Origin of the sequence: Comamonas sp. JNW (genome assembly GCF_003105075.1) — a bacterium.
In the GTDB taxonomy this organism is placed as follows: Bacteria; Pseudomonadota; Gammaproteobacteria; order Burkholderiales; family Burkholderiaceae_C; genus Comamonas; species Comamonas squillarum.
Window position 1 is genome coordinate 43,057 of sequence record NZ_QETI01000007.1, and the last position, 26,617, is coordinate 69,673.

28 protein-coding genes are annotated in these 26,617 nt (G+C 62.0%); 17 read left to right on the top strand and 11 right to left on the bottom strand.

The window, feature by feature from the left end; genetic code table 11:
* Positions 1-11: 11 nt before the first annotated feature.
* Both DCO45_RS11890 and DCO45_RS11895 read right to left on the bottom strand, forming a co-directional pair.
* A complete protein-coding gene (locus DCO45_RS11890; protein WP_207788074.1) occupies positions 12-968 on the bottom strand; it encodes a glyoxylate/hydroxypyruvate reductase A in 957 nt (318 codons plus the stop codon).
* A 65-nt stretch (positions 969-1,033) separates the two neighbouring features.
* On the bottom strand, positions 1,034-1,879 hold the full coding sequence (locus tag DCO45_RS11895) for an IclR family transcriptional regulator (RefSeq protein WP_021026627.1): 846 nt from the start codon (positions 1,877-1,879) through the stop codon (positions 1,034-1,036).
* Positions 1,880-2,079: 200 nt separating this feature from the next.
* Between DCO45_RS11895 and DCO45_RS11900 the strand changes: the two genes are divergently transcribed.
* From DCO45_RS11900 to DCO45_RS11930, 7 genes are read left to right on the top strand one after another with little or no spacing between them, the layout of a single operon-like run.
* Positions 2,080-3,153, top strand: coding sequence for an ABC transporter ATP-binding protein (locus tag DCO45_RS11900; protein WP_116926054.1), 1,074 nt, complete (start codon positions 2,080-2,082; stop codon positions 3,151-3,153).
* Complete coding sequence (locus DCO45_RS11905) at positions 3,150-4,007, top strand: ABC transporter permease (protein ID WP_116926055.1); 858 nt, start codon at positions 3,150-3,152, stop codon at positions 4,005-4,007. The genes DCO45_RS11900 and DCO45_RS11905 overlap by 4 nt, the downstream gene beginning before the upstream one ends.
* 17 nt (positions 4,008-4,024) lie before the next feature.
* Complete coding sequence (locus DCO45_RS11910) at positions 4,025-4,819, top strand: ABC transporter permease (protein ID WP_116926056.1); 795 nt, start codon at positions 4,025-4,027, stop codon at positions 4,817-4,819.
* Positions 4,819-5,181: a (2Fe-2S)-binding protein gene (locus DCO45_RS11915; RefSeq protein WP_116926057.1), complete on the top strand. Its 363-nt coding sequence runs from the start codon at positions 4,819-4,821 to the stop codon at positions 5,179-5,181. The genes DCO45_RS11910 and DCO45_RS11915 overlap by 1 nt, the downstream gene beginning before the upstream one ends.
* Positions 5,178-6,611, top strand: coding sequence for an FAD/NAD(P)-binding oxidoreductase (locus DCO45_RS11920; protein ID WP_116926058.1), 1,434 nt, complete (start codon positions 5,178-5,180; stop codon positions 6,609-6,611). The genes DCO45_RS11915 and DCO45_RS11920 overlap by 4 nt, the downstream gene beginning before the upstream one ends.
* Entirely contained in the window at positions 6,604-7,728 is a 1,125-nt protein-coding gene (locus DCO45_RS11925; protein ID WP_116926059.1) for an FAD-binding oxidoreductase, read from the top strand. The genes DCO45_RS11920 and DCO45_RS11925 overlap by 8 nt, the downstream gene beginning before the upstream one ends.
* Before the next feature lie 11 nt (positions 7,729-7,739).
* Complete coding sequence (locus DCO45_RS11930) at positions 7,740-8,801, top strand: ABC transporter substrate-binding protein (RefSeq protein ID WP_027010839.1); 1,062 nt, start codon at positions 7,740-7,742, stop codon at positions 8,799-8,801.
* A gap of 100 nt (positions 8,802-8,901) precedes the next feature.
* Here DCO45_RS11930 and DCO45_RS11935 read toward each other — a convergent pair whose 3' ends face one another.
* The 3 genes from DCO45_RS11935 to argC all read right to left on the bottom strand — a co-directional run bounded on the left by DCO45_RS11935 (position 8,902) and on the right by argC (position 11,779).
* Complete coding sequence (locus DCO45_RS11935; protein ID WP_243419328.1) at positions 8,902-10,023, bottom strand: c-type cytochrome; 1,122 nt, start codon at positions 10,021-10,023, stop codon at positions 8,902-8,904.
* Between the two features lie 12 nt (positions 10,024-10,035).
* Complete coding sequence (locus DCO45_RS11940; protein ID WP_116926060.1) at positions 10,036-10,704, bottom strand: c-type cytochrome; 669 nt, start codon at positions 10,702-10,704, stop codon at positions 10,036-10,038.
* Between the two features lie 142 nt (positions 10,705-10,846).
* Positions 10,847-11,779 (bottom strand): N-acetyl-gamma-glutamyl-phosphate reductase, encoded by a 933-nt coding sequence (gene argC / locus DCO45_RS11945; RefSeq protein WP_116926061.1) that lies wholly within the window; start codon positions 11,777-11,779, stop codon positions 10,847-10,849.
* Positions 11,780-12,341: 562 nt separating this feature from the next.
* Between argC and sucC the strand changes: the two genes are divergently transcribed.
* The 7 genes from sucC to DCO45_RS11980 all read left to right on the top strand — a co-directional run bounded on the left by sucC (position 12,342) and on the right by DCO45_RS11980 (position 18,383).
* Positions 12,342-13,502 carry an ADP-forming succinate--CoA ligase subunit beta gene (gene sucC, locus DCO45_RS11950; protein WP_021026617.1) on the top strand — a complete coding sequence of 387 codons (1,161 nt, stop codon included), beginning with the start codon at positions 12,342-12,344 and terminating at the stop codon, positions 13,500-13,502.
* A gap of 16 nt (positions 13,503-13,518) precedes the next feature.
* Positions 13,519-14,415 (top strand): succinate--CoA ligase subunit alpha, encoded by an 897-nt coding sequence (sucD, locus tag DCO45_RS11955; RefSeq protein ID WP_021026616.1) that lies wholly within the window; start codon positions 13,519-13,521, stop codon positions 14,413-14,415.
* Between the two features lie 112 nt (positions 14,416-14,527).
* Positions 14,528-15,211: a TerC family protein gene (locus DCO45_RS11960; protein ID WP_116926062.1), complete on the top strand. Its 684-nt coding sequence runs from the start codon at positions 14,528-14,530 to the stop codon at positions 15,209-15,211.
* Positions 15,212-15,477: 266 nt separating this feature from the next.
* Positions 15,478-16,158, top strand: a complete 681-nt coding sequence (locus DCO45_RS11965; RefSeq protein ID WP_116926063.1) for an FHA domain-containing protein — start codon at positions 15,478-15,480, stop codon at positions 16,156-16,158.
* Between the two features lie 312 nt (positions 16,159-16,470).
* Positions 16,471-17,004 carry a pilin gene (locus tag DCO45_RS11970; RefSeq protein ID WP_116926064.1) on the top strand — a complete coding sequence of 178 codons (534 nt, stop codon included), beginning with the start codon at positions 16,471-16,473 and terminating at the stop codon, positions 17,002-17,004.
* A gap of 60 nt (positions 17,005-17,064) precedes the next feature.
* Positions 17,065-17,619 (top strand): pilin, encoded by a 555-nt coding sequence (locus DCO45_RS11975; RefSeq protein WP_116926198.1) that lies wholly within the window; start codon positions 17,065-17,067, stop codon positions 17,617-17,619.
* Between the two features lie 2 nt (positions 17,620-17,621).
* Entirely contained in the window at positions 17,622-18,383 is a 762-nt protein-coding gene (locus DCO45_RS11980; RefSeq protein ID WP_116926065.1) for a fimb protein, read from the top strand.
* Positions 18,384-18,444: 61 nt separating this feature from the next.
* Here DCO45_RS11980 and moaC read toward each other — a convergent pair whose 3' ends face one another.
* Complete coding sequence (moaC, locus tag DCO45_RS11985; protein ID WP_116926066.1) at positions 18,445-18,930, bottom strand: cyclic pyranopterin monophosphate synthase MoaC; 486 nt, start codon at positions 18,928-18,930, stop codon at positions 18,445-18,447.
* 200 nt (positions 18,931-19,130) lie between these two features.
* On the opposite strand from moaC, the gene DCO45_RS23235 reads away from it, so the two are divergent.
* Positions 19,131-20,828 carry a M48 family metalloprotease gene (locus DCO45_RS23235; RefSeq protein WP_243419329.1) on the top strand — a complete coding sequence of 566 codons (1,698 nt, stop codon included), beginning with the start codon at positions 19,131-19,133 and terminating at the stop codon, positions 20,826-20,828.
* Here the strand turns inward: DCO45_RS23235 and DCO45_RS11995 are convergent.
* The 3 genes from DCO45_RS11995 to DCO45_RS12005 all read right to left on the bottom strand — a co-directional run bounded on the left by DCO45_RS11995 (position 20,796) and on the right by DCO45_RS12005 (position 22,534).
* The gene (locus DCO45_RS11995; RefSeq protein WP_116926067.1) at positions 20,796-21,152 is read right to left on the bottom strand and encodes a phage holin family protein; all 357 of its coding nucleotides are present in this window, start codon (positions 21,150-21,152) and stop codon (positions 20,796-20,798) included. The two genes, DCO45_RS23235 and DCO45_RS11995, sit on opposite strands and share 33 nt — an antisense overlap.
* A gap of 130 nt (positions 21,153-21,282) precedes the next feature.
* On the bottom strand, positions 21,283-21,723 hold the full coding sequence (locus DCO45_RS12000) for a hypothetical protein (RefSeq protein WP_116926068.1): 441 nt from the start codon (positions 21,721-21,723) through the stop codon (positions 21,283-21,285).
* Between the two features lie 67 nt (positions 21,724-21,790).
* Positions 21,791-22,534, bottom strand: a complete 744-nt coding sequence (locus DCO45_RS12005) for a TerC family protein (protein WP_021026609.1) — start codon at positions 22,532-22,534, stop codon at positions 21,791-21,793.
* A gap of 468 nt (positions 22,535-23,002) precedes the next feature.
* Here DCO45_RS12005 and DCO45_RS12010 point away from each other — a divergent pair, with 468 nt between their 5' ends.
* Positions 23,003-23,431, top strand: coding sequence for a DUF3717 domain-containing protein (locus tag DCO45_RS12010; RefSeq protein ID WP_116926069.1), 429 nt, complete (start codon positions 23,003-23,005; stop codon positions 23,429-23,431).
* On the opposite strand, the gene DCO45_RS12015 is transcribed toward DCO45_RS12010, so the two are convergent.
* Together DCO45_RS12015 and purB are read right to left on the bottom strand one after the other, a co-directional pair.
* Positions 23,415-23,975: a YaeQ family protein gene (locus tag DCO45_RS12015; RefSeq protein WP_021026607.1), complete on the bottom strand. Its 561-nt coding sequence runs from the start codon at positions 23,973-23,975 to the stop codon at positions 23,415-23,417. The two genes, DCO45_RS12010 and DCO45_RS12015, sit on opposite strands and share 17 nt — an antisense overlap.
* Before the next feature lie 135 nt (positions 23,976-24,110).
* The gene (purB, locus tag DCO45_RS12020) at positions 24,111-25,490 is read right to left on the bottom strand and encodes an adenylosuccinate lyase (RefSeq protein WP_116926070.1); all 1,380 of its coding nucleotides are present in this window, start codon (positions 25,488-25,490) and stop codon (positions 24,111-24,113) included.
* Between the two features lie 158 nt (positions 25,491-25,648).
* Between purB and DCO45_RS12025 the strand changes: the two genes are divergently transcribed.
* Positions 25,649-26,272, top strand: a complete 624-nt coding sequence (locus tag DCO45_RS12025) for a glutathione S-transferase N-terminal domain-containing protein (protein ID WP_116926071.1) — start codon at positions 25,649-25,651, stop codon at positions 26,270-26,272.
* Positions 26,273-26,617: the final 345 nt, after the last annotated feature.

Below are 26,617 nucleotides of genomic sequence, written 5' to 3' on the forward strand. Positions count from 1 at the left end.
ACCCGGGTTGATCAGTAGCCGCGCACCCGGTCAAAGCAGTTGTCCAGCGCCTGCCCGGCCTGCCACTGCGCCATCGACAAGGCCACCTGGCGCGCCTTGGCGCGGCGGCTGGCGCTGGCGGCGATGTGGGGCGTGAGGATGACGCGCGGGTGTGTCCACAGCGGCGAGTCAGCCGGCAAGGGCTCGGGCTCGGTGACATCCAGCAGCGCACCGCCCAACTGGCCGCTGTCGAGCGCAGCCACCAGGTCGGCGCTGTGGAGCTGCGTGCCCCGGCCGGCATTGACCAGCTGGGCGCCAGCGGGCAGATGGGCAAACAGCTGGGCATTGAGAATGCCCCGGGTCGCAGGCGTATCGGGCAGCAGGCAGATGAGCACCTGGCTGCTGCGCAAAAAGGCGGCCTGCTCTTCCTGGCCGCAGTAGCTGGTCACGCCCTCGATCTGCTTGCGCGTTTGCGACCAGCCCTGCACCGGGTAGCCCACGGCGCGCAGCATCTGCGCGGCAGCAGCCCCCAGGGTGCCCAGGCCCAGAATGCCCACGCGCAGCTCGCTGGCCACATGGGGCGGGTTGAATTCGATCCACTGCTGCTGGCGGTGCTGGGCCAGCGCGCGCGGCATGTTTTTTTGCAGCATCAAGGTGGCCATCAGGCAGAACTCGGCCATGCGCTGCTGCGACTCGCCCGTGACCATGCGCACGATGGGCAGCGCTGGCGGCAGTTCGCTATCGGCCAGGATATGGTCCACGCCAGCGGCCGAGCTGAAGATGGCCTTGAGCTGCGGATAGCGGGCCAGCGCGCCGGTCTCTGGCTCCCAGACCATCGCAAAATCCACCAGGCTGCGGTCAGCCGGCGGCCTGTTCCAGTCATGCACGACCACATGGGGTGCAAATTCGGCAAACAGGGCCGTCCATTCCGGGATCGCAGCGCTGCCGCCGCTTTTGATGATGAGGTGCAAAGGGGTGCTGGAGGCCATGGCGGGGGTCAGTAGCGCTGAAAGGGTGAGAGGGCGGGAGAAAAGGGGGTAGAGGCTGGCGCCGCTTACATCGAGCGGGTGCGGTCCCCGGTGGAGATCGCATGCATCGGGTGGCGCAAGGTCGGGTCAAAGGGGTTGATCTGGGCGCTCAGCGTTTTGGCTTCGCGCAGCAGCATGTCGCGCACGATGGGCAGGCGCTCGTCGCTCAGGCGCGCGGTGTGGGTGCCGATCGACAGGGCGGCGACCACCTGGCCACCCCGGTCAAACACCGGCACGGCCAGGCCGGCCATGCCTTCGAGCAGGCCGGAGTTCTTGGCGGTATAGCCCTGGCGGTGCGCCTTGTCGATCTCGGTGCGCATGTAGACCTCGTCATAGACGTTGTAGTGCTGCATGCGCGGCAGGTTGAAGCGCAGCACCTCCTCGCGCTCGGCCTCGGGCAGGTTGGCCAGGATGACCAGCGAGCCCTGGCCCACACCCAGCGCCACGCGCCCGCCGATATCGCCGGTGAAGGTGCGGATCGGGAACTGGCCTTCGATGCGGTCCAGGCAGACCGCGTCAAAGCCCGAGCGCACCATCAAGATCACCGTGTCATTGAGGCTGGCGCACAGGCGCAGCAGCACCGGGCGCGCGAGGCTGCGCAGGTCGCTCACCGCGCCGGCCTGGGCGGCCAGCGAGAACAAATCCAGGCTCAGCCGGTAGAGCTTGTGCACCTGGTCCTGCTCCACCATGCCCTCCTGGATCAGGCCCTGCAGCAGCCGGTGCGTGGTGGCCTGGGTCAGGCCGATTTCCTTGGCCAGATGGGTCACGCGCACGCCTTCGGTCTGGTGCGCGGCCAGCGCGCGCATCACCAAAAAGCTGCGGTGCAGGGTGCCGCGCTGGTGGCTGTTGTCCTCAGAGGTGTCGGTGCTCATGGTTTTCCGGAATAAAAATTCGGTGGATCTGATTTTTATTCCATTTATCGGAATAAATCAAATTTATCTTCCATTATCAGTGTTTACACCGTGTATGGATTCAAACCACATTCCGAAAATAGATAAATAGTTGCAAATGTCGTTCATTCGTGCGACATGGCCGACGGGCCCCGCAACCCTGTGCCACCGAGGTGATTTCCATGAGTTTTCTGCGTATCCACAACGTCTCCAAACAGTACGGCCCCAACCGGGTGGTCAGCCAGTTCAACCTGGATGTGCAAAAGGGCGAGTTCGTCTCCTTGCTCGGCCCCTCGGGCTGCGGCAAGACCACAAGCTTGCAGATGATTGCCGGCTTTGTGGATGTGACCGAAGGCCGTATTGAGCTCGACGGCAAGGACATCACGCGCGCCAAGGCCAATGAGCGCGGCCTGGGCATCGTGTTCCAGACCTATGCGCTGTTCCCGCACATGACCGTGCGTGAGAACGTCGAGTTTGGCCTGGAGATGCGCAAGGTGGCGCAGCCCGAGCGCAGCGAGCGCGCCAGCGAAGCGCTGGCCCTGGTGCACCTGGGGCCCTATGCCGACCGCTACCCGCGTGAACTCTCGGGCGGCCAGCGCCAGCGCGTGGCCCTGGCCCGGGCGCTGGTTATCAAGCCACCGGTGCTGCTGCTCGATGAACCGCTGTCCAACCTGGATGCCAAGCTGCGCGAGGAGATGCAGTTCGAGCTGCGCGAGATCCAGCGCAAGGTGGGCACGACCACCATCATGGTCACGCACGACCAGAGCGAGGCGATGTCGATCAGCGACCGCGTGGTGGTGATGGAGGCCGGCCGTATCACCCAGGTGGACACGCCGCACACGGTGTACGAACACCCGCACAACGCCTTTATCTCCACCTTCGTCGGCAAGGCCAACCTGCTGCAGGCCACCGTGCATGCCCAGGGCGGCCAGTGGCTGGCGCATGTGGGCGATGTGCAGATGGCGGTGCAGGATGTGCCGGCTGCTGCGGCCAGCCACGGCACGCGTTTGTTGCTGGGCCTGCGCCCCGAGAAAATCCAGCTGTCGGCCAGCTCGGCCGGCCGCACCCAGGGCACCGTGCGCGAGCGCTTCTTCCTGGGCAACCTGTGGCTCTACACCGTGGAATGCCCGCTGGGCAGCATCACCGTGACGGCAGCCAACGATGGCGAGGCGCCCCACCAGGTGGGCAGCCAGGTGGGCATCGACTGGTCCGACCGCAATGTGCGCCTGATCGCCGGTGACGGGGTGGCCGCATGAGCGAGCGCCGCACCTGGGCCCCCTGGGCCATGAGCGCTCCGGCGCTGCTGCTGTTTGCGGTGATGCTGGCCGTGCCGCTGCTGCTGACCACCATCCTGTCCTTCAATGCCTACCACGTGGACACCGGCCCGGTCGCGGGCAGCTTCACGTTTGAGCACTATGTGCACATCGTCACCGACAGCTACTACTACGAGATCTTCTGGCGTACCTTGTGGATCTCGGGCCTGGTCACCCTGATCTGCATCGCCATCGGCGCGCCCGAGGCCTACATCCTGAGCAAGATGCGCGCGCCCTGGCGCTCCATCTTCTTGCTGATCATCCTGGCGCCGCTGCTGATTTCGGTGGTGGTGCGGGCCTTTGGCTGGAGCATGCTGCTGGGCCCAGAAGGGCTGATCAATGACATCTTCCGCCTGGTGGGCATCGGCCCGGTCAAGCTGCTCTACAACGAGACGGCCATCGTCATTGCACTGGTGCATGTGATGCTGCCCTTCATGGTGATCCCCGTCTGGACCTCGCTGCAAAAGCTCGATCCTTCGGTCGAGAGCGCCTCGCTATCGCTGGGTGCCTCGCACTTCACCACCTTGCGCCGCGTGGTGTTTCCGCAGGTGCTGCCCGGCATTCTCTCGGGCAGCCTGATCGTGTTTGGCCTGGCTGCCAGCTCGTTTGCGATTCCCGGCCTGCTGGGCGGGCGCCGGGTCAAGATGGTCGCCACCCTGATCTATGACGAGTACCTGCACGAGCTGAACTGGCCGCTGGGCGCGGCCATCGCCTTTGTGCTGCTGGCCGCCAACCTGGTGATCATGCTGGGCTGGAACCGCATGGTTGAAGGCCGCTACAAGAAGACCCTGGGCTGAGAGGCGAGGTAACTGACATGCAAAAAAACGGACCCATTGCCCTGATCTTCAACGCGCTGGTCATCATCTTCATGCTGGCGCCGCTGGTGATCGTCTGCCTGGTGGCCTTCACCCCGGCCGAGACTCTGACCCTGCCCACCACCAGCTTCTCGCTGCGCTGGTTTGAGCAGGTGCTGCACCATGCCGACTTTGTCCAGTCGTTCTGGAACAGCCTGGGCCTGGCGGTGGCTGCCGCCTCCATCTCGACGGCGCTGGCTGTGCCCGCTGCCATTGCGCTGGTGCGCTATGAGATCCCCGGCCGTGGCGCGCTGCAGGCGCTGTTCCTGTCGCCGCTGATCATTCCTCACCTGGTGCTGGGTGTGGCGATGCTGCGCATGTTCTCGCTGGTGGGCGGCCAGGGCAGCTTTGGCTGGCTGATCTTTGCCCATGCGCTGGTGGTGATGCCCTACACCATGCGCCTGGTGATGGCCGCGCTGATTGGCTTTGACCGCAGCGCCGAGCAGGCCGCCTACTCGCTGGGCGCGAGCAATGCCAAGGTGTTCCAGCGCATCACCTTGCCGATGATTCTGCCCGGCATCACCGGCGGCTGGCTGCTGGCCTTCATCAACAGCTTTGACGAGCTGACCATGTCGATCTTTGTGGTCTCGCCCAGCACGGTGACCTTGCCGGTGCGCATGTACATGTATGCCACCGAGTCGCTGGACCCGATGATGGCAGCGGTGTCGGCGCTGATCGTTTTCATCACGCTGGGGCTGATGCTCTTGCTCGACAAGGTCTATGGCCTGGACCGCATCCTGATCGGCAAGCACTGATGGCACACGCTACTCCCCTTTTGCCGGCCGGCCAGCTGGTGCGCCTCAAGGAGCAGGGCCGCGCGCCGCTGCACTTCGTGCTCAACGGCCAGCCGGCCCAGGCGCTGCAGGGCGACACGGTGCTGACTGCCGTGCTGACCCAGTCGGCCCAGCTGCGCAGCCATGAGTTTGCCCACACCCCGCGCGCGGGCTTTTGCATGATGGGCGCCTGCCAGGACTGCTGGGTCACGCTGGGTGGTGAGCAGGCCGGCCGCAAGCTGCGCGCCTGCTCGACCTTGCTGCAGGCGGGCATGCAGATCTGCACCACGGCAGAGGCCGTGGCCGCTGCCAATGCCACCAATGCCAGCCAGGTGCAACCATGATCGGCAGCGATTTCTACCTGGACGATCCCCGGCCCGCTGACGGCCCGCCCGTCATCGTGGGTGCCGGGCCCGCCGGCATCCGCGCCGCGCAAACCCTGCTGGCCCATGGCCTGCGCCCGGTGGTCATTGACGAGGCACCCCAGGCCGGAGGCCAGATCTACCGCCGCCAGCCCGATGGCTTTGGCCGCACGCCCAAGGATCTGTATGGCTTTGAGGCTGGCCGCGCCAGCGACCTGCACCAGACCTTTGACCGCCTGCGCCCGCAGCTGGACTACCGGCCCGATACGCTCGTCTGGAACGCCCAGGGCCACAGCCTGGACCTGCTGCACACGGCGCAGCGCACAGCCAATACCCTGCGCTGGCGCGATCTGATCGTCGCCACCGGCGCCACCGACCGGGTGCTGCCTTTGCCCGGCTGGACCCTGCCGGGTGTCTACACCTTGGGAGGCGCCCAGGTGGCCTTGAAGTACCAGGGCTGTGCGATTGGTGACGCGGTGGTGTTTGCCGGCACCGGCCCCTTGCTGTATCTGGTGGCCTACCAGTACGCCAAGGCCGGTGGCCGGGTGCTGGCAGTGCTGGATACGGCCCCGGCGGTGCAGCGCTACAAGGCGGCACCCGCCATGCTGGCCCAGCCGGCGGTGGCGGCCAAGGGCGTGTATTTTTTGAGCTGGCTGATGTTCCACGATGTGCCGGTGCACCATGGCGTGCAGCTGCTGCGCGCCGAAGGCGCAGACCGCGTGCAGGCCCTCGTGTGGAAGGATGCACAGGGCGCCGAACAGCACACCGCCTGCAGCGCCATCGGCCTGGGCTATGCGCTGCGGCCCGAGACGCAGCTGGCCGATCTGCTGGGCTGCGAGTTCGCCTTTGCCCCCTTGCACCGCTGTTATGTGCCGCAGATCGATGCCGACCGGCGCAGCAGCGTGCCCGGCGTCTATTTGGCGGGCGATGGCGCCGGCATCATGGGGGCTGACGCGGCCGAGATGTCGGGCGAGCTGGCCGCACTGGCTTTGCTGCAGGACCGGGGCATTGCAACCGATGCAGCGCGCCAGGCCAAGCTGCGCCAGCAGCTGGACAAGACGCAGCAGTTCCGCCAGGCGCTGGAGGTGGCGTTTCCCTTTCCCGACGACTGGGCGGCGCGTGCGCCCGATGCGCTGGTGGTCTGCCGCTGCGAAAACATCACGGCGGCTGAGCTGCGCGCTACCGCTGCCACCCAGCCGCAGGGCGATATCAACCGCATCAAGGCGCTGTGCCGGGTTGGCATGGGCCGCTGCCAGGGCCGCATGTGCGGTGTGGCTGCGACCGAGATCCTGGCCGACACCTTGAAGGTGCCGGTGGCGCAGATAGGCCGCATCCGGGGCCAGGCGCCGATCAAGCCCCTGCCGCTGGACATGACCGTGGTCAGCACGGACCAGGAGGCCAGCCATGGTTAAGCAACTGGCCACCGAGGTGGTGGTGATTGGTGGCGGCATCATGGGCGCGAGCACGGCGCTGTTCTTGCGCAAACGCGGCATCCAGGTGGTGGTGGTCGAGCGCGATCTGTGCGGCTCGCGCTCGAGCGGCGTCAACTTTGGTGGTGTGCGCCGCCAGGGACGGTCGCTGGCGATGCTGCCGCTGTCGCAACGCTCTCATCAGCACTGGGGGCGCCTGACCGAGTTGATTGGCACCGAGGCCGAGTACGAGCGCTCGGGCCACTTCAAGATTGCCCGCTCGCAGGCGGATATGGAATCGTTAGTGCGCTATGCCGAGAAGACGCGCGACTGTGGGCTGGACCTGCAGCTGCTCGATGGCGCGGAGCTGCACAAGCGCTTTCCGGTCGGCGGCGCCAAGGTCGTGGGCGGCTCGTTCTGCCCCGATGATGGCCAGGCCAATCCGCGCCTGCTGTCGCCGGCCTTTGCCACGGCGGCCGCGCGGGCCGGGGCCCAGGTGTTCGAGCACAGCCCGGTGCTGGATGTGGCGCACAATGGCCAGCGCTTTGTGGTGCGCACGCCCGAGATGGAGATCCGCGCGAATGTGGTGGTCAACGCCGCAGGCGCCTGGGCCGGCCAGTTTGCCGAGCAATGCGGCGAGCCGGTGCCCATGCGCATCCGGCCGCCGGCCATGGGCGTGACCGAGCCCTTGCCCTTCTTTTTGCACTGGAGCCTGGGCGTGGAGGGCGGCAGCATCTACTGCCGCCAGGTGCGCCGGGGCAATGTGGTGTTTGGTGGCGGGCCTGGCCTGGTGCTGGACGACACCCGCGCGCGCAACCGCCACACCACCGTCTGGGCGCAGCTGCCGCAGCTGGTGGAGCTGCTTCCCCAGTTGAAGAACGCCCAGCTGATCCGCACCTGGAGCGGCAACGAAGGCGCCTTGCCCGACCACGAACCCATCATCAGCGCCAGCAGCCGCCTGGCCGGTCTCTACCATGCCTTTGGTTTTGCCGGCGGTGGCTTCCAGCTCGGGCCGGGCGTGGGCGATGTGATGGCCGAGCTGATTGCCCAGGGCCGCAGCAGCACACCGATCGATGCTTTCCGTATAGACCGATTTACCGACCTCGCATGTTCAACCTGAAAGGAATCCACATGTCTTCTTGGACGACGACCCTCAAAACTCCTGTGCGCGCCATCGCCCTGATGGCCTCTGTGGTGGCTGCGGCCAGCGCGGTGCAGGCACAGACCAAAACCATCTACATCGGCATGAATGGCGGCAACATGGAGCGCACCTACTCGCAGTTCGTGTTCCCCGCGTTCGAGAAGGCCAACAACGTCAAGGTGGTGGTGGTGCCGGGAACCTCGACCGATATCCTGGCCAAGGCCCAGGCTTCCAAGGACAAGGCCCAGATGCAGGTCATGACCCTGGATGACGGCGTGATGTACCGCGCCATCAGCATGGGCCTGTGCGAAAAGCTCAAGCCCGCTGCCGGCTACAGCGAGATCCCGGACATCGCCAAGATCAAGGACAGCGCGATCGGCCTGTCGATGGGCCTGACCGGCCTGGCCTACAACACCAAGATGTTTGCCGAAAAGGGCTGGGCTGCACCCACTTCCTGGAACGACCTGGCCGACCCCAAGCTCAAGGGCAAGGTGGTGGTGCAGTCGATGCCGGCCTCGTCCTTTGGCCTGCATGCCTTTTTGATGTTCAACCGCCTCAAGGGCGGCAACGAAAAGAACGTGGACCCGGCCTTCAAGGCCTGGCCGACGACCATTGGCCCGAATGTGGTGGAGTACATCCCCAATTCGTCCAAGGTGGTGGAGATGATGCAGGCCGGTGATGCAGCCATCTTCCCCTACACCCTGACGCAGGCCGAGCTGATGAAGTCCAAGGGCATCCCGATGGAATATGTGGCGCCCAAGGAAGGCGCTGTTGTGCTGATGACCGCCATGTGCGTGCTCAACAACAACCCCGAGTCCGAGCTGGCGCAAAAGCTGGTGGAGTACCTGGTGAGCCCGGAAGCCCAGGCGCTGGCGATGGAAAACGGCAGCTACAACCCCGTGAACCCCAAGACCAAGCTGCAAGGCAAGCCGGCCGAAGAGCAGAACAAGATGAACGCCATCTTGAAGAACGCCGTGGCCGTGGACTGGGATGTGGTCAACGCCGACCGCCCCGAGTGGAACAAGCGCTGGAACCGCACGGTGGAGCGCTGATCACCGGCAGGTGCCTGGTGGCATAGCGCCTGGCACCTGATTGGACCGATAGCAAAGCTGCCAACGCATGCCCTCTACAGGGGCGGCGTTGGCAGTTTTTTTATGGGGCGCCCCGGCCCAGTTGCTGGCCGTTGACGGTCTGGCCGTAGAGCGAGAACTCGCTGTCGTGGAAGCGCTTTCGCGTATCTGCAATATTGCCGGTAAAGCGCGGGTCCTGCGGGCGCTCGTGGCTGTTGATGTAGGTCGCCACATCCCAGGCGTCCTGGTCGCTGAGCGTATTGCCTTTGCCAAGCGGCATATTGGCCTTGATAAAGCCGGTGGCCTTGTCCACCTCATGCATGCCGGCGCCCCAGTTGTACGAATGCTTGCCCCAGAGGGGAGGGAAGACCTGCACATCGCCGCTGCGCTGGCCCTGGCCGTCATCGCCATGGCACAGCGCGCACTGGGCGTTGAACACCTTCTGGCCGCGCGCATAGTCGGGCACCTGGGCGGGTTTGGCCACCTTGGGGTAGCCGGCGCCGGGCAGCTTCTCCCCCACTGGCGCGCCCTTGGACATCCAGTAGGCATAGGCCTCCAGTGCTACCAACACCTCATCGCCATGGGGCGGGGCCTTGCCGTTCATGCTGTACATGAAGCAGCCGCGCAGGCGTTCGGAGAAGGTGTCCACGCTCTTGGTCTTGCTGCGGTAGGCCGGGTATTGCGTGTAGGCGCCCCACAGCGGTGCGGAGTGGGCGGCGCGCCCTGCATCCAGGTGGCAGTTGACGCAGTTGAGCGTATTGCCGACAAAGGCCTTGGCCTGTGTGCTGGTGTGCAGAAAGATCTGCTCGCCCCGGCGGACCACATCGCCCATCGGGCCTTCGGGAATCGCATCGGCGGCGGGCGGGGCAAAGGCGGTAGTGCTGGCAGCAGCTGGCGCTTTGGCTGCGCTGGCGGTGGCAGCTGCTGGGGCTGGTTGGGCTGCATCCGATGCGGCGGTAGCGGGTGCGGGGCTGGGGGTGGCGGGTGCTGCTGTTTTTTGCGCGGTCTGGGCGGGCGCTGCGGCGGGCCGCTCATGGGCCAGCTCGCCCATGCTCTTGCTCACCTGCACGCCAAAGCTGATGGCGGCCACGAGCACGATGGCGACAACCACCACCACAAAGATCTTGAGGTAATGCCACTCGCTGTGCTGGACGCGGGCCTGCTCCTCGGGCGTTTCCACATGGTTGGGGCGCTGGTATTCCATGGGATTCTCCGCTCAAGGCTTGGCGGCGCCCGAGGCGCCGGCGTAGTACTGGGCGATGGCGTTGACATCATCGCTGCTGAGCTTTTTGGCAATGCCTTCCATGAGGCCCAGCGGCCCGGGCGGGCGGCTGCCTTTTTTCCAGGCATCAATCTGCTCTTGCATATAGCTGGCGCTGAGCTTGGCAATGGCGGGGAAATGCGCACCCACGCCAGCGCCACCAGGCCCATGGCAGCTGCTGCAAGCAGGTATGCCATCTTGCATGCGGCCACGCTCCACCAGCCAGGCACCCTTGTCCTTGGCATCGGCCTGGCCCGGCGAGGCGGCAATGCCCGATGGCAGACTGGCAAAGTAAGTGGCAACATCGGCGCGCTGCTGCGGCGTCAAACCCTTGGCGATGGGCGCCATGATGGGGTTGCCACGCGCGCCATCGGCAAAGGCATCCAACTGCGAGCGCAGATAGCTGGCACCCTGGCCGGCCAGTGGCGGGAAGGCAGCCATGCCCTGGCCTTTGGACCCATGGCAGCTGGCGCAGGAGGCCACGCTGGGCGGCAGGCCGTTGTTGGCGATCTGCTCGCCTTGTTGGGGGTTGGCGTTTTGGGCCTGGGCGGCTGCACAAAGCAGCAGCGCCCAAGGCCAGACAGCGCCAAGCTGGCGCAGCGGGCGTGTGGGGCGTTGTCTCATCGTGTTATGGCTGTAGTTTGGACCCATGTTAGGCAGAGAATGCCTGGGGCGGTGTCGGCCAATGTCGATGGTGTTGCACACCCCGCGCGCATGAAAAAAGCCGCTGGCGAGCGGCTTTTCTGGCGGAGGGTGAGGGCTGAATTTACAGGTTCAGCATCAGCTTGAGGTTTTGCACCGCAGCGCCGCTGGCGCCCTTGCCCAGGTTGTCCAGGCGGGCGATGACCACGGCCTGGCGCAGCTGCTCGTTGCCGAACACGCGGATTTCCAGCTTGTTGGTGCTTGCCAAGGTATCGGCGGCCAGCTTGTTGTCGTTGGTGGGCGGCAGCACCTGCACCCATTGTTCGTCCTGGTTTGTCTTGGCGTAGTGGGCGGCCAGGGCGCCATGCAGATCGCTCAAGAGCGGCTTGCCGGGCAACTCATCGAGGTGCAGCGGCAGCTGCACCAGCATGCCCTGGGCAAAGTTGCCGACCGCAGGGATGAACACCGGGCGGCGGGTCAGGCCGGTGTATTTCAGGATTTCGGGGATGTGCTTGTGCGTCAGGCCCAGTGCATAGGCCTCATAAGGCGCGGCACCGCCGGCCTCATAGGCTTCCATCATCTGGCGGCCGCCGCCCGAGTAGCCGGACACCGAAGGCAGTGCCAGCGCGGCATCGGCGGGAACCAGGCCGGCATCGATCAGCGGGCGCAGGATGGCGATGGCGCCAGTGGCATAGCAGCCAGGGTTGGAGACGCGCTTGGCTGCTTGCACGGCGCTTTTCTGGCCCGCGCTCAGCTCGGGGAAGCCATAGACCCACTGGTCGTTGACGCGGTGGGCGGTGGAGGCATCGATGATGCGGATGCTGCGGCCGGTTTCCTGCTCGATGGCATCGACCATGGCCGTGGTGTCCTTGGCGGCATCGTCGTGCAGGCAGAGGATGACCAGGTCCACGCCAGCGATCAGCGCGCGTTTGGCCTCTGGGTCCTTGCGCAGCTCGGGCGCAATGCTTACCAACTCCACGCCGGGCATATCCACCAGGCGTTCGCGAATCTGCAAACCGGTGGTGCCAGCTTCGCCGTCGATAAACACTTTTGCCATTGCCATCACTCCTGCTGCGGGTTGGCGCCTGCGGGGCTGCGGGCGCTTGGGGTTCGGGAAAGTGCTTATTGTCATACAAAGCGGCGCAATGCGTGCAGGAGGACGGCAAATTTGCAGTCCGTTCTGACAAGGGCTTGCGCGATGCGCCGGACATGCTGTTTTGGGGCCTGTGATGGCCCGGTGCTGGCCCAAAGCGCAGTGCGCACTAGCGCAAAAATGTGTCAGCCCCTAGCCGCTGTGCCAAAAATCCTGCACTGCTCGGGTATTTATCGACAACTTTTACGCAGGCCTCCGACAGGCATTGACTGCCTTGGCTGACAGACCTGGTGCACGGAGACGACTGCCCAACATGGCTGGTTAGCTATACAAATAATAGCTATATGCATTCCGGCGGCCGACAAACCCCGGAAGCGCATTGGGGCTCCTGCAGGCGCTGCCCCCCATGGCGCAGTGCAGCATGGTAAATTCGCGGACTGCCAGGCCTTCTGCCTTGTTTGCGAGTTCTTTGTTCTGCGCGCTCGGCCGCCGGGTTTTTTCCCATTTTGTTTTACTGAGAGACATCATGAAAATTCATGAATACCAAGGCAAGGAAATCTTGCGTCAGTTCGGCGTGCCCGTTCCGCGCGGTATCCCCGCCTTCACTGTGCAAGAAGCAGTGGAAGCAGCACAGAAGCTGGGCGGCCCCGTGTGGGTGGTGAAGGCCCAGATTCACGCAGGTGGCCGCGGTAAGGGCGGTGGCGTGAAGGTTGCCAAGACCATCGACGACGTGAAGGCGCTGTCCGAGCAAATCCTCGGCATGCAGCTGGTGACCCACCAGACCGGCCCTGAAGGCCAGAAGGTGCGCCGCCTGTACATCGAAGACGGTGCCGACATCCAGCAGGAATACTACCTGTCTGCCGTGACCGACCGTGGCACGCAGAAGGTGGCCTTCATCGCTTCGAGCGAAGGCGGTATGGACATCGAGGAAGTGGCGCACAGCACTCCCGAGAAGATCATCACCGTCCTGGTCGACCCCATTGCTGGCTTCACGCAAGCCAATGGTGAAGAGCTGGCCAAGGGTATCGGCATGCCTGCTGATTCGGTGGCCCAGTTCATCGATATCTGCCAAAAGCTGTACAAGTGCTACATGGACACGGACGCATCGCTGGTTGAAATCAACCCGCTCAACCGTGACTCCAAGGGCAACGTGATTGCACTGGACTCCAAGTTCAACTTCGACCCCAACGCGCTGTTCCGTCACCCAGAACTGGTGGCCCTGCGCGATCTGGACGAAGAGGATCCTGCTGAAGTGGAAGCTTCGAAGTTCGACCTGGCCTACATCAGCCTGGACGGCAACATTGGCTGCCTGGTGAACGGCGCTGGCCTGGCCATGGCCACGATGGACACCATCAAGCTGTTCGGCGGCGAGCCTGCCAACTTCCTGGACGTGGGCGGCGGTGCCACCCCCGAGAAGGTCACCGAAGCCTTCAAGATCATGCTCAAGAACCCCAAGGTCAAGGGCATTCTGGTCAACATCTTCGGCGGCATCATGAAGTGCGACACCATCGCTACCGGAGTGATCACCGCTTGCAAGGCGGTGAACCTGAGCGTGCCACTGGTGGTGCGCATGAAGGGTACCAACGAAGAGCTGGGCAAGAAGATGCTGGCCGAATCGGGCCTGCCCATCATCTCGGCCGACACCATGGCCGAAGCCGCCACCAAGATCGTTGCCGCAGTGAAGTAAGCCCTGGAGAACACACATGTCTATCTATATCAATAAAGACACCAAAGTCATTACCCAAGGCATCACGGGCAAGACCGGCCAATTCCACACTGAAAAGTGCCAGGAATACGCGAACGGCAAGAACTGCTTCGTCGCAGGCGTGAACCCCAAGAAGGCTGGCGAAAAGATTTTCGACATCCCCATCTACGGTTCGGTCAAGGACGCTGCCAAGGACACCGGTGCTACCGTGTCCGTGATCTATGTGCCACCCGCTGGCGCTGCTGCTGCCATCTGGGAAGCGGTGGAAGCCGACCTGGACCTGGCCATCTGCATCACCGAAGGCATCCCCGTGCGCGACATGCTGGAAGTGCGCAACAAGATGAAGGCCAAGGAAGCGGCTGGCGGCAAGAAGACCTTGCTGCTGGGCCCCAACTGCCCCGGTCTGATCACACCCGGTGAAATCAAGATCGGCATCATGCCCGGTCACATCCACAAGCCAGGCCGCATCGGCGTGGTGAGCCGTTCGGGCACGCTGACCTATGAAGCTGTGGCACAGCTGACCGAACTGGGCATTGGCCAGTCTTCGGCTGTCGGTATCGGTGGCGACCCCATCAATGGTCTGAAGCACATCGACGTGATGAAGGCGTTCAACGACGACCCGAACACCGACGCTGTGATCATGATCGGCGAAATCGGCGGTCCAGACGAAGCGGAAGCCGCTCTCTGGTGCAAGGCCAACATGAAGAAGCCTGTGGTGGGCTTCATCGCTGGTGTGACTGCCCCTCCCGGCAAGCGCATGGGCCACGCTGGCGCGCTGATCTCCGGCGGCGCCGACACGGCAGATGCCAAGCTGGCCATCATGGAAGAGTGCGGTTTCACCATCACCCGCAACCCATCCGAAATGGGCCGCCTGCTGCAAGGCCTGCTGAAGTAAGCAAAATTACGCATGCCAGGGGCTGCGTGCCCCGCTAAACTGCGTACTCCATAAAAAGAAGACGCCAGATCGTTCAGGTCTGGCGTCTTTATTCATAACTACGGAGCGCAACATGGATTACGTCAATCATCCCGACTTCTGGATCGGGCTGGTCAAGATCATCTGGATCAACATCATTCTCTCGGGCGACAACGCCGTTGTCATCGCGCTCGCTGCGCGCTCTCTGCCGCCTGAACAACAAAGAAAAGCCATCATGTTTGGCTCCGGCGCCGCCGTGGTGCTGCGCATCTTGCTGACCGTGGTGGCGGCCAAGCTCTTGGAGCTGTCCTTCTTGCAGATCGTCGGCGGCTGCCTGCTGCTGTGGATTGGCCTGCAGCTGCTCACCAGCCACGACGAAGAAGAGGGCGCGGGCAAGGGCACCGGCACAATGATGGCGGCCATTCGCACCATCCTGATCGCCGACCTGGTGATGAGCCTGGACAACGTGATTGCCGTGGCTGCTGCTGCTGGCGGCAATATGCTGCTGCTGATCCTGGGCTTGGCGATTTCGATCCCGCTGGTGATCTTTGGTTCGACCTTGATGATCAAGCTGATGGAACGCTTCCCGGTCATCGTCATTCTGGGCGCTGGCCTGATCGGCTGGGTAGGCGGTGAGACCATCATGAACGACAAGCTGCTGCACGGCTTTGTCGAGGCTAACCCTGCGCTGCACTACCTGGCAGCTGCCGCTGGCGCCGCGCTGGTGGTGGGCCTGGGTCTGTGGCTGCAAAAGCGCAATACCGCGCCCGCACACTGAGCGGCTGATCCTCTCACCCCAACACAAAGCGCCTTCGGGCGCTTTTTGCATTTCTGCGCCGGGCTGCAGAGATGGTGCTTCTTCAAGGGGAGAGAGCGCCTGCAGCAGCCAACGCATTGATCAGCATCAGTCATCAAGGGGGATCAAGGGTAAACCCGTAACCAAAATCCGGTAGCACCCAACACATCGTGATCCTTTGTCAACCGCGTATCGAAAAAGTCATTTGTATAGCTTATGTGCATATAATCGTGACGAGGTTTATCAATATGCCAAGACTCATAGTTTCATTAGATGGAGTGGTGATCCAGGACTACATGCTGACGGAGTCCAGGGCCACCCTGGGGCGCCGTTCCACCAACGACATCGTGCTGACCGACATGGCGGTCAGCGGCGAGCATGTGGTGTTCACCTATGACAAGAAGATCGGCATCGTCGTCGTCGAAGACCTGGGCAGCACCAATGGCACCAAGGTCAACGGCTTGAAGGTGCGCCGCCAGGTGCTGCAAAGCGGCGATCTGCTGGACATCGGCAAATGCCGCATCCGCTTTTTGATGAACTCTCTCGTGCCCGAAAGCCACTACATGCATGCCAGCGAAGCCGGCAGCCTGACCGCCAAGCCCGCCCACGCCGACCACGGCGAAGACAGCCCCACGGTCCCCGCCGACTTCCCCCCTGCCGAAGAGCAGCCCTACACCCCCAGCCCCTACCTGCGCGCCGTCAGCGGCGCCAGCGAAGACATCATCCTCTCCAAGGTTGTCACCACCGTCGGCCGCCCCGGGATCGCCGTCGCTGCGCTGACCAAGCGCGGCAAGGGCTATATCGCCACCAAGGTCGATGGTTCGGCCGATGTGGTGCTCAATGGCCAGGCGCTCAATGGCGCGGGGCTGTCGATGCACAAGGGGGATCGGATTGAGCTGGCGGGGATGGCTTATGAGTTTTGGACTTAGGGCTCTGGGTCTTGGGCTTCCATAGACAGGGCCTACATAGGCGCAGCGGCACCCTCGGGTGCCGTTTCTGTTTCTGCTTCCCATGCGCATAGCTTGCACAGTCCTGCAGTAGATGACAAAAATGGCAGAAATCTTGGGTTGATGACATTTATGAACGTCTTGCACAATAAGTTAACAAAACGCCGCATTTTTGTCAGCGCAGGCCGCGAAATGCATAGGTGCCAAAAGTTGGCACAGCACTTGCAATAAGTGATGCACGCCAAGTCGCTCGACAAGGCTACCTAATCACTGGTTACATAGAGAGGATTCAACATGCTGCGTAAGATGCAAAAGGGTTTTACCCTGATCGAACTGATGATCGTTGTGGCGATTATCGGTATTTTGGCTGCTGTGGCACTGCCTGCTTACCAAGACTACACCGTGCGTACGCGTGTGACTGAAGGTCTGACCTTGGCATCTGGCGCTAAGGCGATGGTGAATGAAACTGCTACTAAAGATGATTTGGTGGTTGCCGCCAAGACTTGGAATGAGCAACAAGGTAATACGGGTGCGAGCTCCAAGTATGTAAAGGATGTTAAAATCGCAGATGCCACCGGTATTATCACTGTGCAATACATCAAGACTACAGTGGGCCCTATTCCTGAGGATGCTTCCATCTTGTTGACCCCTTTTGTTAAGTTGGATGGCAAAGCCTTTTCCCAGCTTGCCGACGTTTTTTCCGGTACTGAGTCAGGTAATATTGACTGGGCATGCTCTTCTACCACCAACGAAACGGCTACCGTTCGTAAGATGACGGTTGATAAGGGTACTTTGCCAGCCAAGTTTGCTCCCGCTGAGTGCCGTTAATAGTAGTCATTGAAAGTAAGGGGGCGTTTGCCCCCTTTTTTTATTTCTGCAGGTGTTTAAATGATTCGGCATAGAAATGGCTTCACCTTGTTAGAGGTTATGATAGTGGTGGCTATTGTGGGTCTTTTGGCCTCTATCGCTCTGCCTGCATATCAAGACTACATTTCACGTGCGCGGATTTCAGAAGGTCTTGCCCTTGTTGCTGATGCTAAGCAAGAGCTAAGCACGAATGGAATGGATAATGAATCATCCCTTGAATTGACTGCGAAAGCATGGAATGAAAGCATGGGGGGCATGGGCAGAAGTAGCAAATACATCAAATCTATTTTGATTAATAATGAATTCGGTGAAATAACAGTGATTTTTACTCCTGGCGTTTCATCCAATGCGGCAGAGAAGTCGTTGGTGTTTAGTCCGCAGTTTCGAGATGGAAAAGGTGCGGCAGTGACTTTGCCTACTTATTTTTCTTTGACTAATCCCGAGGGTACCTTGGACTGGCTTTGTACATCTGCTGCCGGCTCTGGTGCAGGAACGCGTGCGCAGCTGTATGGATTTACCCCGCCAGCGACTATTGCCACCTTGCCCGCTAAATTAGCACCTACTGAGTGCCGTTGATAATGAGTTATGCCCTGAGAGGTAAGTTTGCCTTGGCGTGGGCTGCAAAGCACTTGGCAGTCTCTTTATTGTTTGCTGGTGCTGCGGCTGCTTTGGTGTTCATGCTTTGGTACCCCCATCCAACCAGCCAAATGCTGGGTGTTGCCCGTATTTATGGGTTGATGCTGGCAGTAGATGTCGTCTGTGGTCCATTGCTGACCTTGGTCATGGCTTCTCCCAAAAAATCCAGGCGTGAGCTAGTGCTCGATCTCGGCGTCGTAGCTGCTATCCAGCTGGCCGCATTGGGCTATGGTTTGCATGCTTTGTATATGGCTAGGCCCGTTGCCTTTGTTTTCGAAGAGGATCGGGTCGTCGTGGTTACCCGCAATGAGTTGGTAACTGGGGAAAATGATTTAACCAAAATTCCCGCATTGCCGCTCTTCGGTTTGGATTGGCATAAGGCCAATTTGCGGGTTCAAGGTGATGGGAAATTAGAAAGTCTGGACTTGTCATTGCAAGGTGTCTCCCCTGCGATGCGTACCGAAACCTGGACTGCATGGAGCTGGGATGACACAAAGCTGCAGTCGCGTCTGCGCTCATTAGCGACATTAGGCAGCAAGCAACAGGTACAAGTGCGGGAGCTGCGGGGGTCTGATTTTCTGCAAAATACGGAACGTGTCTACCTGCCTTTGGTATCGTCAAAGAATCTAGACTGGATTATAATTTTTGATAAAAAAGGTCAGTGGATGGATTCTTTGCCCGTGGATGGGTTTGCCGACTCTTGATATTTTTCTAATAGTCTGCCATATTGACTTTGGATAATATGTCTTGAAGTAATGCCCTTCTCTACGGTTGGCTTGCTGCGAAATAATCTTCTGATTTCCCCCCCCGCTTCTCCCGCAAGCCCACCTCCCCGATCACCATCCCCTTATCCACCGCCTTGCACATGTCATAAACAGTCAGCAGTGCGACCTGAACTGCGGTCAAGGCTTCCATCTCCACGCCAGTGGGCCCAACAGTTTCCGTTCTGACTTCGCAGCGCACGGCATTCTTTTCGGGTAACAACGCAAAATCCACTGCCACCTTGGTCAGCGCAATCGGGTGGCACAGCGGTATCAGCTCACTGGTCTTCTTCGCCGCCATGATGCCGGCAATGCGTGCAATACCCAGCACATCGCCTTTTTTCGCGGTGCCCGCGGCAATGATGTCCAAAGTGGCTGGCTGCATGGTGATAAAGCCCTCCGCGATCGCGATGCGGTGGGTGTTAGGCTTGGCGCCTACATCGACCATATGGGCCTGGCCCTGGGCGTCGAAATGGGTGAGTTCAGTCATGGTGCTTTCCGTGTTCAATACGTCACAAGCGGCAATACAGCATGCAACTTGTGCAGTGGTGCTTCATCATACGTGTTGGGCTGAAGGCTTGATGGCAAGGAGCCCGCTCTGCCTACCCTCTGGCTTGATTCAGATTCAGCATCTGCTGCCGCACGGAATTTTGAATGAATACATGGTTTTTTAAACGCACAGCATGTGCCTTGTTGGCCGCCCATATGGCGGCGGTGGCGGCGCTAGCCCCCATGCAGGCCCGCGCCGACACCAGCTTGCCGGCGATGGGTGAGGGCGCCGAGATGACCACCAGCGAGGAGCGGCGCCTGGGCGATGACATTGCACGCGAGATCTACCGCGATCCGCAGTTTCTCGATGACGCGATCCTTTATGAGTATGTCAACGGTATCTGGCAGGAGCTGATGCTGGCTGCGCGCCAGCGCGGCACCATGACGTCTGAACTGCAGGAGCGCTTTGCCTGGCAGGTGATGCTGATCCAGGATGCCACCGTGAATGCCTTTGCACTGCCTGGTGGTTTTATGGGCGTGCAGACCGGCCTGGTCGGCGTGGTCGGCAGCCGCGATGAGCTGGCTTCTGTGTTGGCCCACGAGATGAGCCACATCACCCAGCGCCATATTGCGCGAATGCTGGCCCGCCAGTCGCGCATGACGCCGGTGATGATTGCCGGCATGATCCTGGGCGCGTTGGCGGCCAGCAAGAACCCGGCTGCGGCCCAGGCGCTGATGGTGGGCAGTTCGGCCGCCGCCATCCAGTCACAGCTGAACTTCTCACGCGATATGGAGCGCGAGGCAGACCGCACCGGCATGAGCCTGATGCCGCCTGCCGGCTACTCGCAAGCGGGTTTTGTCAGCATGTTTGAGAAGCTACAGCAAGCCAACCGGATGAATGACAACGGCAGCTGGCCGTATTTGCGCACCCACCCGCTGACGACGGAGCGCATTGCCGACATGCAGTCACGCTTGCCCGCTGGCGCTGCACGCAAACCGCAGGACACGGGCATGGTGGCGCAGATGATGTCGGCCCGGGCGCGCATGCTGTCCAAGCCTGAGCCCCAGGTGCTGCACCAATGGGTGCAACTGACCACAGCAGCCGATTTTGCCAACCGCTCGTTGGACCAGCGCGCGGGTGTCTGGTATTTGGCAGCCATGTCCCACAACCAGCTGGGGCGCCATGCGGAGGCCCTGGCTGCGTTGGACCAGCTGGATGCCACCGTGCAAGCCCACCCCGATGCGATGCGCCAGGCGCAGCTGTTGCGTGCCGATGTCGCATTGCGCAACCGCCAGCCGCAGGATGCGTTGGCAGCGCTGGCCAAGATCCAACCGCTCAAGCCCCCTGCAAGTAAGGCGGGCAGCACCTCGGTGACGGTCAGCAATGCGATGACCGGCCTGGTCAACGAAGCGGTGATCACGCAGGGCTCGGACAAGTCGCTGAGCATCCAGGACAGCAGCCGCGATGTGCTGCTGCCGGAGGTCAAGGCGGTGGTGGGCGACGATGCAGGCCAGGGCAGTGACCGGTCCGAGCTGGTGCTGGCTGCGCAAGCCCTGGCGCAGCTGCCCGCCACGGGTTTGACGGCCTATGAAGGGGTATTGCGCCAGACCAGCAGCCGCCTGCAGACCCTGGTCGTGCAGTGGCCCAAGGATGCGGGGGCCTGGCTTGCGCTGTCGTGGGTGCTGCGCCAGCAGAACCAGCCGCTGCGCTCCATCCGCGCCGAGGCCGAGAGCCGGGCTGCGCAGTATGACTATCCAGCAGCGGTAGACCGCCTGCGTGCCGGGCAGGACATGGCGCGCAACAGCCCAAACCGCAACGACTATTACGAGGCCTCGATTATCGATACCCGCTTGCGCGAGATGCAATCACTTGCCAAGGAGCAGGCGGCCCGAAAGTGATTCGATGACCAGGCTGATGATGGAGTAAAGCACCGAGCCGATCAGCGCAGCCCAAAAGCCATGCACCACAAAGCCGCTGCCTGCAATGCCGGACGCGGCCCAGAACATCAGCGCGTTGATGACAAAGATGAACAGGCCCAAGGTGAGGATGGTGACGGGCAGGGTCAGCACGATCAGCACAGGGCGCACTATCGCATTGCACAGCCCTATCAGCAGCGCTGCAATCAGCGCCGCGCCAAAGCTGCGGATTTCCACACCACTGTAGAGGTAGGCGACACAGAGCAGGGCGACTGCGGAGAGCAGCCATTTGAGGATGAGTTTCATGGCGCCAGCATAGCGGATGGCGGGCGTGCTGTGTATAGGCCGGCATCCAATGATGGAAGGTTTGTTTACCGAGCCCAGCCATGAAAAAAGCGCCCGAAGGCGCTTTGTGTTGGGTGATGAGGCTGATGGCTTACACGCCGTCCAGCACCAAGCTGAAGCAGATACCCAGAATCCCCAGCAGCGAGCCTGCCAGCTTGCCAGGGCGCGGCACAAAGTCGGCCGATGGTGGCTCGGAGATGGCCTTGGGGCGGCGCCAGTCCAGCACTTCGGCCTCGGGGTACTCGGCGTGGAGCTGGGCGGTCATTTGCTGCACGCTCACTTCCGAGATATGGGTCGAGACGCGGGCGCGCTGCAGCTGGGTGCTTTGCGGGATCAGGCCCTCAAACAGGTTTTTGGCCCACTTGTTGCGCCACTTTTCGAGGGTGCTGCGATTGCCCCAGCGGCTGGCCCTGCGGGTGATCTTGGGGGCGCAAGCCACCAGCACCCAGTGCTCGTCGTTGATGGTTGCGCACTCGTTCAAGCGCTGCAGGGCAAAGGCGGCATCATCTACAAAGACTATTTTTACGTTCATCCAAGTGGCCTAAGTGGGGCTGGCAGCGTGGGGCTGCCAGCGGTGGTGGTAGAGGGCGGTTATAGGCTTAGTGTACGTTGGCCGCCGGGAGTTCCTTGGCTTTTTTGCTGGCCAGCCATTTGCCCAGCACCAGCACGACCAGTGCGCCAGCGGCAGCAGCTGCATAGTGCAAGGTCTTGCTCTGGTCGATCTTGAACATCCAGGTCCACTTGTCGGGGTTGGCAAACACGGGGTCAGAGACCAGCATGCCGCCCGCAATCCAGCCCAGCAGCATGCCGCCGGCGGTGATGACCATCGGGAAGCGCTCCATCAGCTTGATGACCAGCTGGCTGCCCCAGACGATGATCGGGATCGAGATCAGCAGGCCCAGAACGATCAGCAGCATGTGGTGCTCGTCGCCGGCGTTCTGTGCGGCGCCAGCAATGGCGATCACGTTGTCCACGCTCATCACCAGGTCGGCAACGATGATGGTCTTGATGGCGGCAAACAGGCGGTCGCTGCCTTGGATGTTGCCATGGTCTTCGTCTTCAGGCACCAGCAGCTTGACGCCGATCCAGAACAGCAAGATGGCGCCGACAAACTTCAGGAACGGCAGGGCCAGCAGGAACATCGCGAACGCGATCAGGATGACGCGCAAGATGATCGCGCCAGCGGTACCGAAAATGATGCCTTTGCGGCGCAGGTCAGGGGGCAGCTTGCGGCATGCCAGGGCAATCACCACCGCGTTGTCGCCGCCCAGCAGGATGTCGATGATGATGATTTGGCCCAGTGCAATCCAGAAGGGCGCGTGCGTCAGAAAATCCAAGTCCATGTAAGCACCTAATTTTTGAAAAAGCGGCCCATGCACCATGCACAGACCAGCCAGTGGGGTGTCGTTACAAGTCAGGGAGGCGACGTGGTTCAGCGTTGGCGCCGTGATGGCCAACCGCCGGGCAGTAGCTTCGAAGACCTGTGGTGCGGCACCATGGTTTTCAAAGGTCTTGCTCAGATCATGTGGGCCATGAACCTAACGCGCCGGAAGCCGTGAGGCTTCGTACTGACGACGCATTACATGTCTCTGCGCATGCCGCTGGCAAGGCATCAACGGGAGCTACTCCCCTTCGTCAGCGCGTATTGGAACACAAACCAAGCGCTTTGGGGTGACAAAGACCGGGCCACCGCACAGAGTATTCCCGCATGTGTGTGTTTGCCCACACCTGTGGATAACAAGCTGTGAACAAGTGGGGGTGCACCGCCGCTTGGCGGTTTCGCTGCCGCAGGGCTATCATCGATGGCAGCTATGGAAATCATCCACCTGACCGATCTGGAAGCAGCCATCAACCACTGGCGCCAGCGTGCGCCCAGTGGCCCTGGCGCATCCTTGGCGCCGCAGGTGGCTGCGCTGGCCGAGGTCTACGCGCGGCTGGTCTACCAGCGCCGCGATGGGGTGGATGTGCGCGAGATGGGCGATGCGGCCATGCAGGCCTGGCTGGCCTGGTGGGAGACCACACCGGATACGCCCTGCATCGCCATCTGCTCGACCAGCCAGGGCGATGCGGTCTGCAAGGGCTGCGGCCGCAGCTTTGACGAGGTGCAGCACTGGCTGGCCTACAGCCCTGTGCAAAAGCGGGCGGTGTGGCGGCGCATCAGCCTGCAGGGCACGGCCTGGCGCTTCAACCGCTATGCGGAACGTGCGCGTTCCGCAGGCGGCATCACTTCCAGCGAATAGGTTCTACAAAGACCGTGCCCTTGTCGCTGGACAGGGTCAGCTGGCCTTCCTGGATGGTGGCCTGCAGCTGCATGCTGCGCTCGGCCAGATCGGCCAGCGATTGGGACACCTCGGTGGGCAGGCGGAACACCTCGAGCTTTTCCTGGCGCGCGAGCTTGCCTTCCAGGCCCTTCCACCAGATCTCGGCTGCATGGTTGAAGCAGTAGACCAGCATGTGGTCCGACTTGTTGCAGGCCTTGGTGATCGGCTTTTCTTCGGGCTGGCCCACTTCGATCCAGATGCGCTTGGCGCCGGTGAAGTCGGTCAGGTGCACATCAGGGTTGTCCGGGTCGGACAGGCCGGCGCCAAAGCCCAAGGTGCCGTCGCCATTGCACAGGTCCTGCAGCTGGTGGGCGTTCAGGGCCAGCGCCACCAGGCGCACCATCATGCGCTCGTCGGTTTCGCTGGGGTGGCGCGCCAGGGTCAGGTTGTGGTCGGCGTAGTAGTTGTGGTCGATATCGGCAATCGACAGATTGGCCTTGTAGATCGTGGATTTGATAGCCATGGGGCAGGGTCTGGTGACGAAGCCTGGGCTTCGGGGTGAATCCGGCGCGCCAGGCTGGCGCATTGCGCTTGGCCGGGCGGTGAGAGAAAAAAGGCAAGAGGCCAGGGAGCGCCTGGCCTCTTGGGGGGAGCGTACTTAAACGCGCTGGGCCAGCTCGGTGGCCTTGCCGATGTAGCTGGCCGGGGTCATGGCCAGCAGGCGCTCCTTGTCAGCCTGCGGGATCTCCAGGCTGCGGATCAGCTGGTGCAGGTCTTCGGCGCGCACCGTCTTGCCACGGGTGACTTCCTTGAGCTTTTCATAGGCGCCTTGCACGCCATAGCGGCGCATGACGGTCTGGATCGGCTCGGCCAGCACTTCCCAGGCATTGTCCAGATCTTCGGCCAGGCGCTCTTCGTTCAGCTCCAGCTTGTTCAGGCCGGTCATCAGCGAAGTGTAGGCCAGTGCAGCATAGCCGGTGGCCACGCCGATGTTGCGTAGCACGGTGGAGTCGGTCAGGTCACGCTGCCAGCGGCTGATCGGCAGCTTCTCCGACAGGTGGCGCAGCAGTGCATTGGCCAGGCCCAGGTTGCCTTCGGCGTTTTCGAAGTCGATCGGGTTGACCTTGTGCGGCATCGTCGACGAGCCGATCTCGCCGGCCTTGAGGCGCTGCTTGAAGTAGCCCACCGAGACGTAGCCCCAGATGTCACGCGAGAGGTCGATCAGGATGGTGTTGGCGCGGGCAATGCCGTCAAACAACTCGGCCATGTAGTCATGCGGCTCGATCTGGATCGAGTAGGGCTGGAAAGTGAGGCCCAGGCCCTGGGGCTCGTGCTTTTCCACGACGTTCTTGCTGAAGCTCTCCCAGTCGAACTCGGGCCAGGCCGACAGGTGGGCGTTGTAGTTGCCCACGGCGCCGTTCATCTTGGCCAGCAGCTTGACGTTGGCAATGCGGTCCATCGCCGCTTGCAGGCGCACCACCACGTTGGCCAGTTCCTTGCCCACGGTCGTGGGGCTGGCGGTCTGGCCGTGGGTGCGGCTGAGCATGGGCACAGCCGCATACTGGTGCGCCATCTCGCGCAGCTTGAGCACCACGCGGTCCAGGCCCGGCAGGATCACCTGGTCGCGGCCGGCGCGGATTTGCAGCGCATGGCTGGTGTTGTTGATGTCTTCGCTGGTGCAGGCAAAGTGCACAAACTCGGCCGCCTTGAGCAGCTCTGGGCGTGCCTCGAACTTGCTCTTGATCCAGTACTCCACCGCCTTCACGTCGTGGTTGGTGGTCTTCTCGATGTCCTTGATCGCCTGGGCGTCGGCTTCGCTGAAGTTATTCACCAGGCCGTGCAGGTAGCTGCGTGCACCCTCGGACAGCGGCGAGAACTCGGCAAAACCGGCATCGGACAGCGCGATGAACCAGGTGATCTCCACCTGGACACGGCGATGCATATAGCCAAATTCGCTCATGATCGGGCGCAGGGTGGACAGTTTGGAGGCGTAACGGCCATCCAGCGGAGAAAGGGCGGTAAGGGAAGACAGGCTCATGGGCCGCTATTGTAGAAGCGGGCCGTTTGCCGCGGCTGCAGTCTGGATTTGCCTAATTACAATCGAGAGGTGCAAATGTCCCGTACGGACCCCCATGCCCATGGCAGCTTGGAGGTCCCTGCGGACCGGATCGACGCCACCTGCCTGAGCCTGAAGCTATGAAATTGCTAGGAAGCCTGACCAGTCCCTATGTGCGCAAGGTGCGCGTGGTGCTGGCCGAGAAAAAACTCGATTACCGCCTGGAGACCCTGGATGTCTGGGGCGACAGGGCCACGATTGCCTCGGTCAACCCGCTGGGCAAGGTGCCCTGCCTGGTGCTGGACGACGGCTCGGTGCTGGTGGACTCGCGGGTGATCGTCGAGTACCTGGACACCTTGTCGCCGGTGGGCCGGTTGATCCCCAGCCTGGGCCGCGAGCGCGCCGAAGTGCGCAGCTGGGAGGCGATGGCCGATGGCGTGCTCGATGCCGCCGTGCTGGCGCGCATGGAGTATGCCTTTGCCGGCCGCTCGGCCGAGCAGCGCAGCCCCGCCTGGGTGGAGCGCCAGTTGGGCAAGGTCTGGGCAGGGCTGGAGGCCATGGGCAACGGCCTGGGCCAGAAAACCTATTTTGCCGGCGCGGGTGTGCACATCAGCCTGGCCGATATCGCCGTGGGCTGCGCGCTGGCCTGGCTGCGCTTTCGCTTTCCCGAGCTGGATTGGGCGTCGCGCCACCCCAACCTGGCGCAGCTGCTGGAGCGCCTGGAAGCCCGGCCCAGCTTTGCAGCGACACAGCCTGAAGGCTGAGGCGCTCCCGACCTGCTGGCTCAGGGCTGAGAGGCTCCCGAGCCTACAGCCACGGCCAGGCTGCGCGCGGGCAAAAAAAGGCCCAGTCGTCTGGACTGGGCCTGGGTATAAAAAAAGTTGCGAAGCGTCCCGAAGTGAATGATAGAGAGGGAGGGAGGAGAAGCACTTCAGGTTTGCAGTCATGCCGGATTGGGCCTGAAAGACTTCGCAACATTAAAAAGGGTCGGTAAAAACTGCTTCTGTCGCCTTTACATGGTTCACAGAGTGGAAGGTCGGTTTTAAGTTTCCGCCTGCCACCATAAATGTATTGTAAACAAATAAATAATTTGTTTCATTACGTTATCA